The organism is Mesorhizobium sp. M0761 (genome assembly GCF_040320205.1).
Taxonomy (GTDB): domain Bacteria; phylum Pseudomonadota; class Alphaproteobacteria; order Rhizobiales; family Rhizobiaceae; genus Mesorhizobium.
Genome location: NZ_JAMYPF010000004.1, coordinates 12,239 through 27,616, shown reverse-complemented (window position 1 = coordinate 27,616; position 15,378 = coordinate 12,239). Strand labels below are relative to the sequence as shown.

Here is a 15,378-nt window from a genome sequence, read left to right as displayed (position 1 = left end):
TTCAGATATCTCTCACCCATTCGGCATAGCTGTCTTCCCCGAAGCGCATCTCGCGCAATTTGCGGAAGCCTGCCGGGATATGGTTGGCGTCGATGGGCGATGCAATGCCGCCCTCGCCGATCGCTTCCGGTCCCTGGAACAGCACGATGCGGTCGATCAGTCCTTCGGCGAGGAAGGCGCTGGCCACCTTGGCGCCGCCTTCGACCAGAACGCTGGCCATGCCGAGCGCGCCGAGATCCTCGAGCAGTTCCGGCAAGGCCACGCCGCCTTCATGGGTTTCGGTGCCGATGAAGCGCACGCCGGCACGCTCCAGCACCGACCGCCGTAGCGGATCAGCCTCCAGGCTCGCGGCGACATAGAGCGGCACCCGGTCGGTGCCGGAGACCAGCTTCGAGGCTTCCGGCAGCCTGATCTGGCGGTCGAGCACGATGCGCGCCGGCGAGCGGTTCTCCAGCCCCGGCAGCCGCACGGTGAGCGCGGGATCATCCTCCAGCGCCGTGCCGATGCCGACCAGTATGCCATCGGCTTCGGCGCGCATCAGATAGACTTCGCGGCGGGCGATATCGCCGGTGATCGCGACCTGGCCGGCGCCATGCCTGCCGATCTTGCCGTCGCTGGAAAGCGCAAGCTTCAGAATCACTTCCGGGCGCTTTTTCAGGGACCGAATCAAATAGCCGGCCATCTGCTCGGCGGCTTCCTCGGCCAGCACCTTTTCGACCACTTCGATGCCGGCGGCGCGCAGGATGGCATAGCCTTTGCCGGAGACGCGCGGATCGGGATCGCTGGCGGCGCCCACCACCCGCGCCACTCCGGCATTGACCAGCGCGTTGGCGCAAGGCGGGGTGCGGCCATGGTGGGCGCAGGGCTCCAGCGTGACATAGGCCGTGGCGCCGCGCGCCAACTCGCCGGCTTCAGTCAGCGCCTCGGTCTCGGCATGCGGCCGGCCGCCAACGGCGGTGACCCCTGTGCCGACGATCATCGGGCCGGGGCCATCGTCGCGAACGATGATGGTGCCGACCGAAGGGTTGGTCGAGGTGCGGCCGGCATTTCTGCGCGAGAGCCTCAGCGCTGCCGCCATGAAACCGCGATCGAGAGCCTGCTGATCGGCCTTCCCTGACGTTTGGGTTGCCATGCTCAGCCGGCGTCCTCTTCGCTCTTCAGCTCGTCGCCCTTGAGCTCGTCGCCTTTGAGCTCACCCAGCACATCGTGGAAATCCTTGGCCTCACGGAAATTGCGATAGACAGAGGCGAAGCGGACATAGGCGACGTCGTCGAGCGACTTCAGCGCTTCCATGACGAGCCGGCCGACCTCGCCCGAGGCGATTTCAGTCTCGCCGGAGCTTTCGAGCTGGCGCACGATGCCGGTGACGGCGCGGTCGATGCGCTCGGGATCGACATTGCGCTTGCGCACCGCGATCTCCACCGAACGCAAGAGCTTGTCGCGGTCGAACGGCACCTTTCTGCCGGACTTCTTCACCACCACGAGGTCGCGCAACTGGACGCGCTCGAAAGTGGTGAAACGGCCACCGCAATCGGGACAGACGCGCCGCCGGCGGATCGCGGCGCCATCCTCGGCGGGGCGCGAATCCTTCACCTGCGTATCTTCGGACTGGCAATAGGGACAGCGCATGGAGAGCCTTCAGGTTGGCGATTCTGGCGGAACGATAGGCTTAGAGGTTTTTGCCGGGACGGCAAAGGTTCGGCAACGGCCGCTCGCGCCCTCAGAGATAGCGAGGCGGGAGGAAAATTGCCAGCCGCGCCAGATATGTCAGGGGGCGACGTCCTTGGTCGGGAAGCCGCAGGACGTTCCGAGGTTGCGGTAGGCCTTGGTGAAGCCATCCATCGGGATGCTGGCGACAGCCTGCTTGCCGAACGTCACATCGAGCGAGATGACCTGGCGCATGGCCCGCAACAAAGCGAGACTGGTCTTGACCTGGTTGTCGACGGTCCAGCTCGGGCGGCCGGCATCATTGGAATAGACGGTCGCGGAAACCTTGACGCCGGGGTCGCCAAAGGTCGCGGCGATCTTCTTGCCGGTCGGCAGGTCCTTGTTGGCGATCGTGAACATGATCGCCGGATAGGCATCGGGCGGCAGGGCGTCGCCAGTCGAGATCGAAAGCGTCAGCGTGCCGGCATTGCCGTTGCCGTCGAGAAAGGCCGTGGAGGCCGCACAGGTCTTGTGCGAATCCTGGCCGGTGTCGAGCGCATCAATGATGGTGGTCCACCTGCGAAAGGTGTTGGTGCCCGGGATATCCGTGCCCGGCTGCGTCTGCTCCTGGGCGATCGCGCCCGACACGGCGACAGCGGCAAGCGAGCCGAGAAAGGCCAGAACGGCAGGATGGAACATGCGCATCGTCAGATCTCCAACAGGCCGCGCCGCCCGAACAGCAACCGGCGCAGAGCGCGGGATAAAAGACGAAGCGCCGCTGGCGGTCAACCGAGATAGGGATAGAGCGGGAAACGATCGGTCAGCGCCACGACCTTGGCCTTCACCGCCGCCTCGACCGCCGCATTGCCTTCGTCGGAATTGGCGACCTTCAGCCCGTCCAGCACTTCGGCGATCAGCTTGCCGATCTCGCGGAACTCGGCATGGCCGAAGCCGCGCGTGGTGCCGGCCGGCGTGCCCAGACGCACGCCAGAGGTGACGAAAGGCTTTTCCGGATCGAACGGGATGCCGTTCTTGTTGCAGGTGATGTTGGCGCGGCCGAGCGCTGCCTCGGCGCGCTTGCCGGTGGCGTTCTTGGGCCTGAGATCGACCAGCATCAGATGATTGTCGGTGCCGCCGGAGACGATGTCGAGGCCGGTTTCCTTGAGGCTCGACGCCAGCGCCTTGGCGTTGGCGGCGACGCTCTCGGCATAGAGTTTGAAACTCGGCTTCAGCGCCTCGCCAAAGGCGACCGCCTTGGCGGCGATGACATGCATCAGCGGCCCGCCCTGCAGGCCGGGGAAAACCGCCGAGTTCATCTTCTTGGCGATGTCCTCGTCATTGCACAGGATCATGCCGCCGCGCGGGCCGCGCAGCGACTTGTGCGTGGTTGTGGTGACCACATGGGCGTGCGGCAGCGGTGACGGATGCACGCCGCCGGCAACCAGGCCGGCGATATGGGCCATGTCGACCATCAGATAGGCGCCGACCGCATCGGCGATCTCGCGAAAGCGCTTCCAGTCCCAGATGCGCGAATAGGCGGTGCCGCCGGCCAGGATCAGCTTCGGCTTGGTCTCATGCGCGGTCTTTTCGATCGCGTCCATGTCGAGCAGATGGTCGTCCTTGCGCACGCCGTAGGAAATGACCTTGAACCATTTGCCGCTCATGTTGACGGGCGAGCCGTGCGTCAGGTGGCCGCCGGAATTCAGGTCGAGGCCCATGAAGGTGTCGCCGGGCTGCAAGAGCGCCAGGAAGACCGCCTGGTTCATCTGGCTGCCGGAATTCGGCTGGACATTGGCGAAGTTGCAGCCGAACAGCTTTTTGGCGCGCTCGATAGCGAGTTCCTCGGCGACGTCGACGAACTGGCAGCCGCCATAATAGCGCTTGCCCGGATAACCCTCGGCGTATTTGTTGGTCATGATCGAGCCCTGCGCCTCGAGCACGGCGCGCGAAACGATGTTTTCCGAGGCGATCAGCTCGATCTCGTGACGCTGGCGGCCAAGCTCGTTGCGGATCGAGCCGAAGATCTCCGGATCGGCATCTTCCAGCGTGGTTTCGAAGAAGGATTCGAATTTGTTCGACGCTGCCGCTGCAGTTGCCATGGCCTGAAATCCTTCGGTTCGGGGCATTTATCTATGCATATCGTTGCCCCGAAACCGCTGCACGGTTCCGGGCGACATGCATTGCCGCGCCATTAACACAGTTGTTTTCGCCTCGCCACGTTTGCAGCGCGAAATTTGCTGGCCGGATTGCGCCAGAGCGGCCCTGAACCGCTATTTTCGCTCCTGCCGCCCCTGCAGCAAGGCTTCGGTGAGCGTGATCTCGGTAAACAGCGCCCGCGCCGTATGGTCGTTGATCGCGCCGCTGCTTAACATGTCGCGCACGGCGATGCGCTCGGCCTCGATGCCGGCAAGCCGCATTTCGAGCTCCAGCCGCCCGGCTTCGCGGGCCTCCGTCCGGGCGTCGTCGGCCTCGTCCGAGGTGGCGATGCGGCGCCGGTAGCCGGCGACGATGTTCTCGGCGGCGGCAAGCCTGGCGCATGGCCGGCGCCACCAGCCCCGCCTCGTGGGACTTCGAACGGAAAGGCCACTTGCGGTGGCCTTTCCTGACTGAGATCAGCCGCTTAAAGCGAAGAGGTGATCTGCAGTTCGCTGGCGCCATCGAGCGCGTAGACGTCGTCGCGGAACTGCACGACTCCCGAACCCGTCGACCAGGCCGACACATAGAGGAAGTGGACCGGGACCGGGTTGACGACCTGCACCGGCGTGTTCTCGCCGGTCTTGATGGTCGCCTCGAAATGCTGGCGGTCCCAGCCGGGCGTGTCGCGCAGGATCCATGTGACGAGGTCGCGCACGTTCTGGACACGCACGCAGCCCGAGGAATCGAAGCGCATCATCTTGCCGAACAGGCTCTGCTGCGGCGTGTCGTGCATGTAGACGCCGTCGGGGCTGGGGAAGTTGATCTTGACCGAAGCCATGGCGTTGCCGGAGCCCGGATCCTGGCGGAAGCGGTATTTTGCGGCATCGTCCGTCGACCAGTCGACAGTCATCGGATCGACTTCGCTGCCATCCGGCGCAAACAGGCGGATGTGGCTGTCCTTGAGATAGTCGGGGTTCTTCCGCATCAGCGGAATGATGTCCTTGCGCACGATCGAGACCGGCGCGTTCCAGTAAGGATTGACGATGATCTCGTTGATCTTGGAATTGACCACCGGGGTCTGGCGGTCGATCTTGCCGACGATTGCGGTGTGGCGCAGCACGACGCGATCGTTCTCGACCGCCTCGATCTGTGCCGCCGGGATATCGACCAGCACATAACGGCTGCCCAGCGTGCCGGCCTTTTCGCGCAGGCGCTCCAGATTGGTCTGCAGCTGACCGAGGCGGATCTGCGCCGAAACGTTCATCGCGGCATAGGTGTATTTGCCCATGGCGCCGTCGGCCGGCAGGCCATGGCGCGCCTGGAAGCGCTTGACCGCGGCGTCGACATAGGAATCGAACGACGTCGAAATGCCGGCGCTCTGCGCCAGGTCGCCCGAAACCATCAGCCGCTTGCGCAGCGGCACCACGTCCGGATCGTCGACGCCAAGCTGCAGCTTCTTTGTCGCCGGCACCTCGCCCCAACCGCCCTGGGCGACGATGTTCTGATACTGCGCCACAGCCTGTTCGGTGAAGGCGACCGTCTGTAGGCTGAAGATCGGCAGCGTCGAGGCGACCTTGCCGCCTTCGGAGGCGCGGGCGTCGAACTGGTCGTCCCAATTGCCACGGTTCGAAGACTTCAGGATGTCGTCGATGACATCCTGCGCGCTGGCGGCATTGGCAACCATGGCAACGGCGAGCGCTGAAGCTCCGGAAAGGAAAAAGCGGCGGCTGGTTCTCATGGACGTTCCAGACATTCTTGTCGTGTTGGCTTGTAGCGTTTGGCTGTTGCAGCGTTCGGCTACGTGCTCGATTTTGGGCGATATCGCCCGCACTTTAAAGTTGGCATTGTTAAGAATTAGCCAACCATGACCTGCGTCACCTGGCCGTAAAAACCGGACGGCGATGCGACCTTACAGGCGCGCGAACAGCTTTCGCCGCCGCATACCCACACCCCTCGCTTCCACCGCGAATATGGCGGCAACGTGGCTTTGCGCCGAATTTGGAACGCCGGCGGCTCGAAAAGAAAAGGCCGGTGCTTTTCGGCACCGGCCTGTTGGCTGAGACTTTCCTCCGGCCGCGCTTCTTCCGGCGCAGCTGCTATTCAATGGCCCGCTGATTACATCCGGTAGGCGATGGTGTCGTTCCAGAAGCGGTCGAGGCGCTGCAGCGCGCGGTTCATCTGCTTGAACTCTTCGCTGTTGATGCCGCCGACCTGTTCGATCGAGCCGACATGGCGCTCATAGAGACCGGCGACGACTTCCGCCACTTCATTGCCCTTCGGCGTCAGCGAAACGCGGACCGAACGGCGGTCGATGCGCGAGCGCTGGTGGTTGATGAAGCCGAGATCGACCAGCTTCTTCAGATTGTAGGAGACGTTCGAGCCGAGATAGTAGCCACGCGAGCGCAGCTCGCCGGCGGTCAGTTCGGAATTGCCGATATTGAACAGAAGCAGCGCCTGGATGGCATTGATGTCGGAACGGCCGTTGCGGTCGAACTCGTCCTTGATCACGTCAAGCAGACGGCGATGCAAACGCTCCACCAGCTGAAGCGATTCCATGTAAAGCGAACGGATAGCCTCGCGGCGATCATCGGATACGTTGGCGGTCTTCGCCGCCGGACGCGAATTGATCATTGTCTTTGCCTCTCGTTTGTCGCCCTGGTGATTTTTTGTTTTTCACCTTGATTGCGACACTATCGAATACTCATAAAATTCGACTTAAACGCTAGGGCTAACAAGAGCTTACCGGTAATAGGTTTCGCAAGACGCTTAACGAACGGTCACCCGAGCAAGGATAATTAACCTAAAGATTTAGCCAATGGCTGCGGGGCGGCGTTTCAGGCGCGCGCGGGGCGCTTGCGCATCCAGATAACGACGCGGAAGGCGATGTAGAGCAGCGCCACCGCGGCATGCGAGAAGACGATCAGCGGCCGGTGGCCGTACAGATTTGGGAAGCCGGCATACATGATGGTCTCGGTCACCGCGCAGATGAACCAGATCACCGGGCCCCACGACGCCAGCATCCAGAGGCCGGCGGCGGCGAAGGGGAAGAACACGGCCAGCATCACCGCCACGACCTGCCAGTGCACCGGCATCAGGTCGAAGCGCCACAGCGGGCCGGGATAAAAGCCGATCAGCCGGATCCAGTACAGGATGCCGAACAGCAGGCAATAGCCCGCTATGACGCGCTGGAACCAGGCGAAGATGATCTCGACACCCGAGGGCTGCAGCACGATGCGCCGCGACGTGACCTCGCTCACAGTTCGAGCTCCCGTTCGAGCGGCGCGAAATAGGCGTCCACCGAAGCAGCGTCAACCTCGGCCAGGCTTGCCGGCCGCCATTGCGGCGTCGAGCCCTTGTCGACGATGGCGGCGCGGATGCCTTCATAGAAGTCGTGCCCGGCCAGCATGCGGTTGAGGATGCGGAACTCCATCTTCATGCAGGCTTCCATCGACAGCGTCAGCCCGGCGCTGATCTGGCGCCACGCGACATTGAGGCTGGTCGGCGAGCGGGTGCGGATGGTGGCCAGCGTCTTGGCGGCAAACTCGTCGGCGCCTGCCGCCCGCTCCAGGCTCTCGAGGATTTCGGCGAGCGAGGGTTGGGAAAAATGCCGGGCGATGGCTTCCAGCACCGGCTGGGCGGTTTCGCGCCGGGCCGGCACGAAGAAGCCGCGCAGGACCGATTCCGGATCGCCATTGGCGCAGAGCCGGTCGAGAAAGGCAGCCTGGTCGGCGGCCTTGATGGTGTGGGTGGCCAGGCCCGACCATAATGCATCGCCATAGCGGATGCGGTTGCCGGTCAGCGCCAGATACATGCCGAAGCTGCCGCCAAGGTCGGGCAGAAGATGGCTGCCGCCGACATCGGGGAAGAAACCGATGCCGACTTCGGGCATGGCGAACTGGGCGTTCTCGGTCAGCACGCGCTGCGAGCCGTGGAACGAGATGCCGACGCCGCCGCCCATCACGATCCCGTCGATCAGCGCGACATAGGGCTTTTTGTAACTGTTAATGCGGGCGTTGAGCCGGTATTCGTCGGCGAAGAACTCGACCGGCGGCTTTCCGGCGCGGGCCTCGTAGACGTGCATGATGTCGCCGCCGGCGCAAAACGCCCTGCCCTCGGCCTTGACGATGACGACATCGACGCCGGTATCGCGCTCAAAAGCGTCGAGCGCCTTGTCCAGCGCCTTGATCATGCGATGTGTCAGCGCATTGAGCGCCTGCGGCCGCGTCAGCGTGACGACGCCCGCCTTGCCCAACTGTTCGAAGCGGATCTCGTCGCCGCCGCCAAAATCCATCGTCAGAGAATCCCTCCCCGCGCCTGCGGGACTGAAGTGCTAAAGGTGGCGCATGGGTGCGTCAACCGGCGGGCGCGGTTTGGATTTTCGCAAGGGAACGCGACCGTGCTTTGCCCCCCGCAGAAATGCGCGCAGAATTGCCGGGCGAAACAGCCTTTCTTCTGATGCAGAAACAAACGCATGACGCTTGAAACCGCAGCGCCGAGCCATGGCTGGGAGATGCGAAAAAGTTCGACCCGGATGATGTTCTCAGCCGCCCGCTGATGGCCAATCTGGCGACCGTGACACCTGACGGCGCGCCGCGCAACGCGCCGATGTGGTTCATCTGGGAGGACGCTGCAATCTGGCTGCTCGGCTCGACCGGGGCAAGTGCTGTCAAACACCTCGAACGTGACCCGCGCTGCGCCGTGGAGATCGTCCATTTCGACAATGAGGCCGGCATCCTGCTGCATCTCGGCCTGCGCGGCTCCGCCACCATCGAGCCGATGGCGCCGAAACGCTTCAAACGGCTGCTGCACAAATATCTCGGCCCGGAGGCGACCTGGAACCGCTGGTTCATCGACAATGTCGCCGACATCGGCCATCCGGACGGGCGCCTGATCCGGCTTGCCCCGAAGAGCATCTTCACCAACAATGTGTCGTTCTTCAAAACCGGCCCCGAGCTGGGCGTGGCCGCCGAAGCCGTAAGCAGCGCGTTATCGACTGGCACAATCGTGTCGCATTGGTCAGCGGCAAGGCCTCGTGGTAAAAGCCGCCTCGACCCGGAGTTTTTGCGATGAACAAATTCACCCCCGCGACGAGCAACAAATTCGCGCCGGCAAAGCCCGGCGGTGCGCGCAGCGTCGACGAGATCACCGGCAGCCGCCGCTTGCGGCGCATGCGCAAGGCCGACTGGTCGCGCCGCCTGGTGCAGGAAAACCGGCTTACGGTGAACGATCTGATCTGGCCGATCTTCGTGATCGACGGCAAGAACACGCGCGAGCCGATCGCCGCCATGCCCGGCGTATTCCGCCTGTCGCTGGACCTCGCCGTCAAGGAGGCCGAGCGGGCCGCTAAGCTCGGCATTCCGGCGATCGCCACCTTCCCCAATGTTGAACTCAGCCTGCGCGACCTGACGGGATCGCACATCCTCGACCCGGAAAACATCATCAACCGCGCAACCCGCGCCATCAAGGACGCGGTGCCGGAGATCGGCATCATCACCGATGCCGCGCTCGATCCGTTCACCTCGCACGGCCATGACGGCATCTTGCGCGACGGCATCATCGTCAATGACGAGACAGTGGAACAGGTGACCGCCGCGGCCGTCATCCAGGCAGCGGCCGGCGCCGACATCATCGCGCCGTCCGACATGATGGACGGCCGCATCGGCGCCATCCGCGACGCACTCGACGCCAACGGTTTTTCGGATGTGGCGATCATGTCCTATGCGACGAAATTCGCCTCCGCCTTCTACGGCCCCTACCGCGAGGCGGTCGGCACCGCCGGCCTGCTCAAGGGCGACAAGAAGACCTACTATCTCGACCACGCCAATTCCGACGAAGCGGTGCGCGAGGCCGAGCAGGATATCGCCGAGGGCGCCGACATGCTGATGGTCAAGCCCGGCCTGCCCTATCTCGACATCATCCGCCGGCTGAAGGACGAGTTCCAGATGCCGACCTTCGCCTACCAGGTGTCAGGCGAATATTCGATGATCAAGGCGGCGGCCGCCAATGGCTGGATCGACGGCGAAAAGGCAATGCTGGAGAGCCTGCTCGCCTTCAAGCGCGCCGGCTGCGACGGCATCCTGACTTACTTCGCGCCGGAAGTGGCGCAGCTGCTGAAGGGTTAGCCGGAACCTGGATGCTCCGGGTTCCGGCTTTTCCTCACGCCTTTGGCAAATAAGGAATCGTTCCGGCGAGATCGGTATCGTCGATCAGTTGGAAGCGGCTGTCGCTGCCCTTCCGGCGCTCCGCCACAAACGGAGCGTATTGCGGATCGTTGGTGAAGGCTTCGGCTGCCTTTGCCGACGGAAACGCCATGATGGCGATCAGGCTGGTGTCGAGCGGCTTGCCCTCCAGCGTCTTCACATTGCCGCTGCGGGCGAGATACTTGCCGCCATGCTTGTGGACGAGGTCATGCACCGAAGCGGCATAGGCCGGCACCCATTTGTCGTCCTTCACCTTGATGTCTGCGATCACGTAAGCGGTCATTGTCCAACTCCTCATGGATCGGCACCGGACTGCCCGGTGACGTGACCGCTGCCTCGCATGGCGGCGCCGGACCGCTCCAGTCACAGAACTGTACCGGGGGTGCCAGTACAGCTTCTGTACTGGCTGAACTCAGGTTTTCTGAATAAGGTCCGGCAACATCTTTTGGAGCTCACCACATGACACAAGCCGGTTACAAGCAATTCTGCCCGCTCTCCATGGCCGCCGAGCTGCTCTGCACACGCTGGACCATGGTGCTGCTGCGCGAACTGGTGGCGGGATCGACCCGCTTCAACGATTTGCGCCGCGGCGTGCCGAAAATGTCGCCAACCCTTCTGTCGCAACGGCTCAAGGACCTCGAGGCCGGCGGCATCGTCGAGCGGACCGAGATCGCGACCGAGAAGGGCGTGTTCGAATACCGGCTGACCGAGGCGGGCCGGGATTTGCGCCCGGTTGTCGAGGCGATGGGGTTTTGGGGCCAGAAATGGGTCGAGGCCAGGCTGTCGCTCAAAAACCTCGATCCGTCGCTGCTGATGTGGGACATGCGGCGCAATCTGAACCCCAGTCCGCTGCCGGACGGGCGCACCGTGATACAATTCCTGTACCATGACCTGCCGGCGTCAAAACGATCGTGGTGGCTGATCGTCGAGAAGCAGGGCGAGGTCGATCTTTGCTGGTACGATCCGGGCTTCGACGTCGATCTCTACGTCTCGACCGATCTGTGCACCATGACCTCGATCTGGATGGGGCTGACGACAGTTCACAAGGAACGCGACAAGATCAGCCTGACCGGCGATCTCGACGTCGCCGGCAAGATGCAGATCTGGCTTGGGCTCAGCCCGTTTGCGGTGATGCCGAAGCGCGTGGCGGCTTGAGGTCCCTGCGCATTCCACAGATCGGCTTGCCTCTAAAAATACTAGTTGCAAAATGCAATCAGTTTGAATACTGATTGCAAATCACAACTGGTCACCAAAGGGAGTCTTCCATGTCCAAACTGCGCGTCAATGCCTTCACCTTGTCGCTCGACGGTTTCGGCGCCGGTCCTGACCAGGACCTGCAAAATCCGCTCGGCGTTGGTGGCGAAGATCTGCACAAATGGATGACCGGCACCCGCACCTTCCACGAGATGGTCGGCAAGGATGGCGGCAGCACCGATGTGGACGACCGGTTCACCGTCCGCAGCTTCGACAATGTCGGCGCCTGGATCCTCGGCCGCAACATGTTCGGCCCGATCCGCGGCGAATGGCCGGATGAGAACTGGAAGGGCTGGTGGGGCAACAACCCGCCCTATCACGTGCCGACCTTCGTGCTGACCCATCACAAGCGCGACCCCATTGTGATGGAAGGCGGCACCATTTTCCGCTTCGTTACCGGCGGCATCCACGCCGCGCTCGAACAAGCAAAGGCTGCGGCCGGCGGCAAGGATGTCCGCGTCGGCGGCGGCGTTTCCACTATCCGGCAATATCTCAAGGAGAAGCTCATCGACGAGTTGCATCTGGCTGTGTCGCCAGTGTTGCTCGGGAGGGGCGAGAGCCTGTTTGCCGGGCTGGATATGCTGAAGCTGGGTTACCAGTGCACCGAGCAGGTGGCCACGGCGCTCGCCACGCATGTGACGATCAAGCGGGTATAGTGGCGAAGTAACAGGCGCAGGCTTCTTTCTCCCCGTTTTGCGGGGAGAAATGCCCGGCAGGCAATGAGGGGCAGCGCTGCTTTTGGAGGTTAGCAGCGTCCGACGGCTGTGAATTCGTCGATGCCGGCGCTGCCCCTCATCCGCCTTCAGGCACCTTCTCCCCGTGAAACGGGGAGAAGGAAAAGTGCTCAATACTTCTCCGGCACGTAAAGCTCGCGCGGCAGGACCTGGCGCTCGTACTCCGGGTTGAACACCCGCTCGGGCAGCGTGATTTCTTCGTGCGGCACGTCCTCATAGGGCAGCTGTTTGAGGAGATGGTCGATGCAGTTCAGCCGCGCCCGCTTCTTGTCGTTGCCTTCGACGATGTACCACGGTGCCTCTGGGATGTTGGTGCGGGCAAACGTCTCTTCCTTGGCCTTGGTGTACTGCTCCCAGCGCACGCGCGACTGCAGGTCCATCGGCGACAGCTTCCACTGCTTCATCGGATCGTGGATGCGCATCATGAAGCGCATCTGCTGTTCCTCGTCGGTGATCGAGAACCAGTATTTGACCAGCGTGACGCCGGAGCGGACCAGCATGCGCTCGAACTCCGGCACATCGCGGAAGAACTCTTCGACCTGATCGGGTTCGGCAAAGCCCATCACCCGCTCGACGCCGGAGCGGTTGTACCAGGAGCGGTCGAACAGCACGATCTCGCCGCCGGCCGGCAGATGCGGCACGTAGCGCTGGAAATACCATTGTGACTTTTCGCGCTCGGTCGGCGCCGGCAGCGCCACGACGCGGCAGATGCGCGGGTTGAGGCGCTGGGTGATGCGCTTGATGACGCCGCCCTTGCCGGCGGAATCACGGCCCTCGAAAACCACCACCAGCTTCTTCTTGTGGTAGGCAACCCAGGACTGCAGCTTGATCAGTTCCGACTGCAAGCCGATCAGGTCGCGGAAATACTGCATGCGATCGATCGACGGCGGATGCGCGTTCTTGTAGATCTTGGCGATCTCCAGCGACAGCGCCGGCTCCGAGATTTCCAGCTCATAGTCCTCGTCGAGCGTGTCGGCGAGTTCGGCTTCCAGCCAATCCCTGGCCGCAGAATTCTGCTTTAGCTCATTCATTTCCACTGCTCCGCTTGCCGGCTGACATGAAACCCTGAGCCGACTCGATATAGGCCGGCAATGACGGTTTTATTGCAAGCCGCCGGCCAGCCGGTCTTCACTGCAAAGCAGCGAGGCATTGCCGATCCAGCGCCCTGGCATGGCGACAAGCCGCTCAAATTGTCCTACAAATAGCGGACCCGTTCGGGCTTCCCCGCCCTTTCCTGCTAAAACCGCCTCCCCACCAAAACTACGAGGATCAGACATGGAATACCGCACGCTTGGCCGTTCCGGCTTGAAAGTTTCGGCGCTGACCTTGGGAACCATGACCTTCGGCGGCAGCGGGCCGTTCGCTGCCGTCGGCAATTCCGATCTCGCGGAGGCCTCGCGCATCATCGACACTTGCATCGATGCCGGCATCAATCTCATCGACACCGCCAATGTCTATTCCAACGGTCTGTCGGAAGAGATCATCGGCGAGGCGCTCGGCGGCAAGCGCAAGAACGACGTGCTGATCGCCTCCAAAGCGCGCATGCGGATCGGCAAGGGCCCCAATGACGAAGGCCTGTCGCGCCATCATCTGATCCGCGAATGCGAGAAGAGCCTGAAGCGCCTCAGGACCGATGTCATCGACATCTATTTCCTTCACGAATGGGACGGCGCGACGCCGCTCGAGGAAACCATCGCCGCGCTCGACACGCTGGTTGCCCAGGGCAAGATCCGCTATGTCGGCTGCTCCAACTTTTCCGGCTGGCAGGTCATGAAGGCGCTGGGCATCAGCGACAGCCAGCACCAGCCGCGCTTCGTCACCCAGCAGATCCACTACACGCTGGAAGCACGCGAGGCCGAGTATGAGCTCTTGCCGATCTCGGTCGACCAGGGCCTTGGCGTGCTGGTGTGGAGCCCGCTCGCCGGCGGCCTGCTGTCGGGAAAATACCGCCGCGACAGTCCGACGGCGCGCCAGATCGGCGGCTGGTCGGAACCGCCGATCCGCGACGAAGACCGGCTGTGGCGGATTGTCGACGTGCTGGTCGACATCGGTGCGGCACGCGGCGTCTCGGCGGCGCAGGTGGCGCTGGCCTGGCTGCTCGGCCGACCAGCCGTCAGTTCGCTGGTGATTGGCGCACGCAACGAGGCGCAGTTGAAAGACAATCTCGCCGCGGCAAGCCTGACGCTGTCCTTTGATGAACGCCAGCGTCTCGATGCCGTCAGCCGGCCGCCGGTGCTCTATCCCTACTGGCACCAGCAGTTTACGGCGAGGGACCGCTTCGGCCCGGCCGATCTGGTTATGGACCGCAGCGTCATCTGACTTAAGGGCGCCGGAAGCCGCTAGGCCGCGATAAACCGCCAGACCTGCGGATCGGGCTCGATCTGGCCGCTGAGCACGAAATATTTGTAGAGCACGAGCAGGCAGATCGCCTGCTCGGCCCGCTCGTCGGCGAATTTGCGGCAATAGGCGTTGGCCGCCGCAACGATGCGCTGGGCCTCGGCCGGATGTTTCTCGAGATGGTGCACGCGCTCGGCCAGATCGCTGAAGTCGGGCGCCAGCGGCACATAATGGACATCGGGCTCGAGCTGCCCCTCGGCGAACCAGGTCTCGTAAGTCGGCGGCGGCATCAGGCAGAGCGAGTTCGAGCTCATGATCCATTTCAGATTGGTCGCGACATCATTGCCTTCGAGCGAGATGATGTAGCGGTAGCGGCGCTGCTGATCGATGCTGAGATAGGGCTTGCGGTATTCCGCAGGTGCTGTCGCCCTCGGCGTGCCGACATCGCAGAACGGCAGATTGCGGGCTGCATCCAGCAACAAGGTGCGGATCGGATTGTTGAGTTCGCCGCGCCAAACGACGAGCGGATGCTTGTCGGCGAAGGCGACATCGTCGGCCGGCATGTAGAAATGACGGAACTTGTTCAGCTTGAACAGGACGCCGTTGCCGTTGTCGCCCGCTATCGGCCGGTCCTTGACGATCGACGGCATCTTCGGCACTTCGATGACGTCGCCGAATTCCAGGTCGATGCGCAGATCTGGGTCGAAATAACGGGTGAACTCCTTCAGATCGTAATAGTACATGCTGCGGTCCGACGGCAGCCGGCTGACCGGCACGGCCTCGGGGCTGGGGCTAAAAGGCTCCCGCAGCGTGTTGTAGTAATTGAGCCGCTGGCGGACCGATGCGTCGGAAAGCCTGGCCTGATCGAGCAGCCGGCCGAGCCGGCGCCGGAAAAGAACCGGCGGCGCGATGTCGCGCATGGCGTTGCGCGCATAGTAGATCAGCTTCTGTGCGTTTCTTTGAAGCGTGGCCATCGGTCGTTTTGATTCGAAATCGGTCGGCGGCGGCTCCAGCAACTGTCCCGCAGCCTTTTCTAAACCATTGTGTTCGCCATCACGCAAGTCCAGAAC

Annotated in this window: 17 protein-coding genes; 5 read left to right on the top strand and 12 right to left on the bottom strand. The window is 63.0% G+C overall.

Translation table 11 applies throughout. The annotated features are described in order from the left end of the window. Nucleotide 1 precedes the first annotated feature (1 nt). From ribD to NKI32_RS07620, 9 genes are all read right to left on the bottom strand, one after another. The gene (gene ribD / locus NKI32_RS07660) at nucleotides 2-1,132 is read right to left on the bottom strand and encodes a bifunctional diaminohydroxyphosphoribosylaminopyrimidine deaminase/5-amino-6-(5-phosphoribosylamino)uracil reductase RibD (protein WP_352511373.1); all 1,131 of its coding nucleotides are present in this window, start codon (nucleotides 1,130-1,132) and stop codon (nucleotides 2-4) included. Between the two features lie 2 nt (nucleotides 1,133-1,134). Further along, on the bottom strand, nucleotides 1,135-1,629 hold the full coding sequence (gene nrdR / locus NKI32_RS07655) for a transcriptional regulator NrdR (protein WP_023669351.1): 495 nt from the start codon (nucleotides 1,627-1,629) through the stop codon (nucleotides 1,135-1,137). Between the two features lie 138 nt (nucleotides 1,630-1,767). Then, the gene (locus tag NKI32_RS07650) at nucleotides 1,768-2,352 is read right to left on the bottom strand and encodes a hypothetical protein (RefSeq protein WP_023819340.1); all 585 of its coding nucleotides are present in this window, start codon (nucleotides 2,350-2,352) and stop codon (nucleotides 1,768-1,770) included. An 80-nt stretch (nucleotides 2,353-2,432) separates the two neighbouring features. After that, nucleotides 2,433-3,746, bottom strand: coding sequence for a serine hydroxymethyltransferase (glyA, locus tag NKI32_RS07645; RefSeq protein WP_352511375.1), 1,314 nt, complete (start codon nucleotides 3,744-3,746; stop codon nucleotides 2,433-2,435). 171 nt (nucleotides 3,747-3,917) lie between these two features. Further along, nucleotides 3,918-4,064, bottom strand: a complete 147-nt coding sequence (locus NKI32_RS07640; protein WP_245265594.1) for a hypothetical protein — start codon at nucleotides 4,062-4,064, stop codon at nucleotides 3,918-3,920. A gap of 203 nt (nucleotides 4,065-4,267) precedes the next feature. Then, complete coding sequence (locus tag NKI32_RS07635; protein WP_023693255.1) at nucleotides 4,268-5,521, bottom strand: L,D-transpeptidase family protein; 1,254 nt, start codon at nucleotides 5,519-5,521, stop codon at nucleotides 4,268-4,270. Nucleotides 5,522-5,898: 377 nt separating this feature from the next. Further along, nucleotides 5,899-6,414 (bottom strand): transcriptional regulator LdtR, encoded by a 516-nt coding sequence (ldtR, locus tag NKI32_RS07630; protein WP_023672997.1) that lies wholly within the window; start codon nucleotides 6,412-6,414, stop codon nucleotides 5,899-5,901. Nucleotides 6,415-6,617: 203 nt separating this feature from the next. After that, complete coding sequence (locus tag NKI32_RS07625) at nucleotides 6,618-7,040, bottom strand: DUF6163 family protein (RefSeq protein WP_023689511.1); 423 nt, start codon at nucleotides 7,038-7,040, stop codon at nucleotides 6,618-6,620. After that, complete coding sequence (locus tag NKI32_RS07620; RefSeq protein WP_352511376.1) at nucleotides 7,037-8,074, bottom strand: enoyl-CoA hydratase/isomerase family protein; 1,038 nt, start codon at nucleotides 8,072-8,074, stop codon at nucleotides 7,037-7,039. Before NKI32_RS07620 ends, NKI32_RS07625 begins: the two co-directional genes overlap by 4 nt. A 263-nt stretch (nucleotides 8,075-8,337) precedes the next feature. On the opposite strand from NKI32_RS07620, the gene NKI32_RS07615 reads away from it, so the two are divergent. Then, nucleotides 8,338-8,853 carry a pyridoxamine 5'-phosphate oxidase family protein gene (locus NKI32_RS07615; RefSeq protein ID WP_352511378.1) on the top strand — a complete coding sequence of 172 codons (516 nt, stop codon included), beginning with the start codon at nucleotides 8,338-8,340 and terminating at the stop codon, nucleotides 8,851-8,853. Next, the gene (gene hemB / locus NKI32_RS07610) at nucleotides 8,850-9,905 is read left to right on the top strand and encodes a porphobilinogen synthase (RefSeq protein WP_352511379.1); all 1,056 of its coding nucleotides are present in this window, start codon (nucleotides 8,850-8,852) and stop codon (nucleotides 9,903-9,905) included. Before NKI32_RS07615 ends, hemB begins: the two co-directional genes overlap by 4 nt. Before the next feature lie 34 nt (nucleotides 9,906-9,939). On the opposite strand, the gene NKI32_RS07605 is transcribed toward hemB, so the two are convergent. Further along, nucleotides 9,940-10,266 carry a DUF1330 domain-containing protein gene (locus tag NKI32_RS07605; protein ID WP_023673003.1) on the bottom strand — a complete coding sequence of 109 codons (327 nt, stop codon included), beginning with the start codon at nucleotides 10,264-10,266 and terminating at the stop codon, nucleotides 9,940-9,942. A 176-nt stretch (nucleotides 10,267-10,442) separates the two neighbouring features. Here NKI32_RS07605 and NKI32_RS07600 point away from each other — a divergent pair, with 176 nt between their 5' ends. Beyond that, on the top strand, nucleotides 10,443-11,138 hold the full coding sequence (locus tag NKI32_RS07600; RefSeq protein ID WP_023682403.1) for a winged helix-turn-helix transcriptional regulator: 696 nt from the start codon (nucleotides 10,443-10,445) through the stop codon (nucleotides 11,136-11,138). A 110-nt stretch (nucleotides 11,139-11,248) separates the two neighbouring features. Then, nucleotides 11,249-11,893, top strand: a complete 645-nt coding sequence (locus NKI32_RS07595) for a dihydrofolate reductase family protein (RefSeq protein ID WP_023689515.1) — start codon at nucleotides 11,249-11,251, stop codon at nucleotides 11,891-11,893. A gap of 188 nt (nucleotides 11,894-12,081) precedes the next feature. Here the strand turns inward: NKI32_RS07595 and ppk2 are convergent, their stop codons facing one another. Continuing rightward, the gene (gene ppk2 / locus NKI32_RS07590; protein WP_023689516.1) at nucleotides 12,082-13,002 is read right to left on the bottom strand and encodes a polyphosphate kinase 2; all 921 of its coding nucleotides are present in this window, start codon (nucleotides 13,000-13,002) and stop codon (nucleotides 12,082-12,084) included. Between the two features lie 244 nt (nucleotides 13,003-13,246). Here ppk2 and NKI32_RS07585 point away from each other — a divergent pair, with 244 nt between their 5' ends. Then, the gene (locus NKI32_RS07585; protein WP_352625379.1) at nucleotides 13,247-14,290 is read left to right on the top strand and encodes an aldo/keto reductase; all 1,044 of its coding nucleotides are present in this window, start codon (nucleotides 13,247-13,249) and stop codon (nucleotides 14,288-14,290) included. A gap of 20 nt (nucleotides 14,291-14,310) precedes the next feature. Here NKI32_RS07585 and NKI32_RS07580 read toward each other — a convergent pair whose 3' ends face one another. Next, on the bottom strand, nucleotides 14,311-15,282 hold the full coding sequence (locus NKI32_RS07580; RefSeq protein ID WP_353002442.1) for a glycosyl transferase family 90: 972 nt from the start codon (nucleotides 15,280-15,282) through the stop codon (nucleotides 14,311-14,313). Nucleotides 15,283-15,378: the final 96 nt, after the last annotated feature.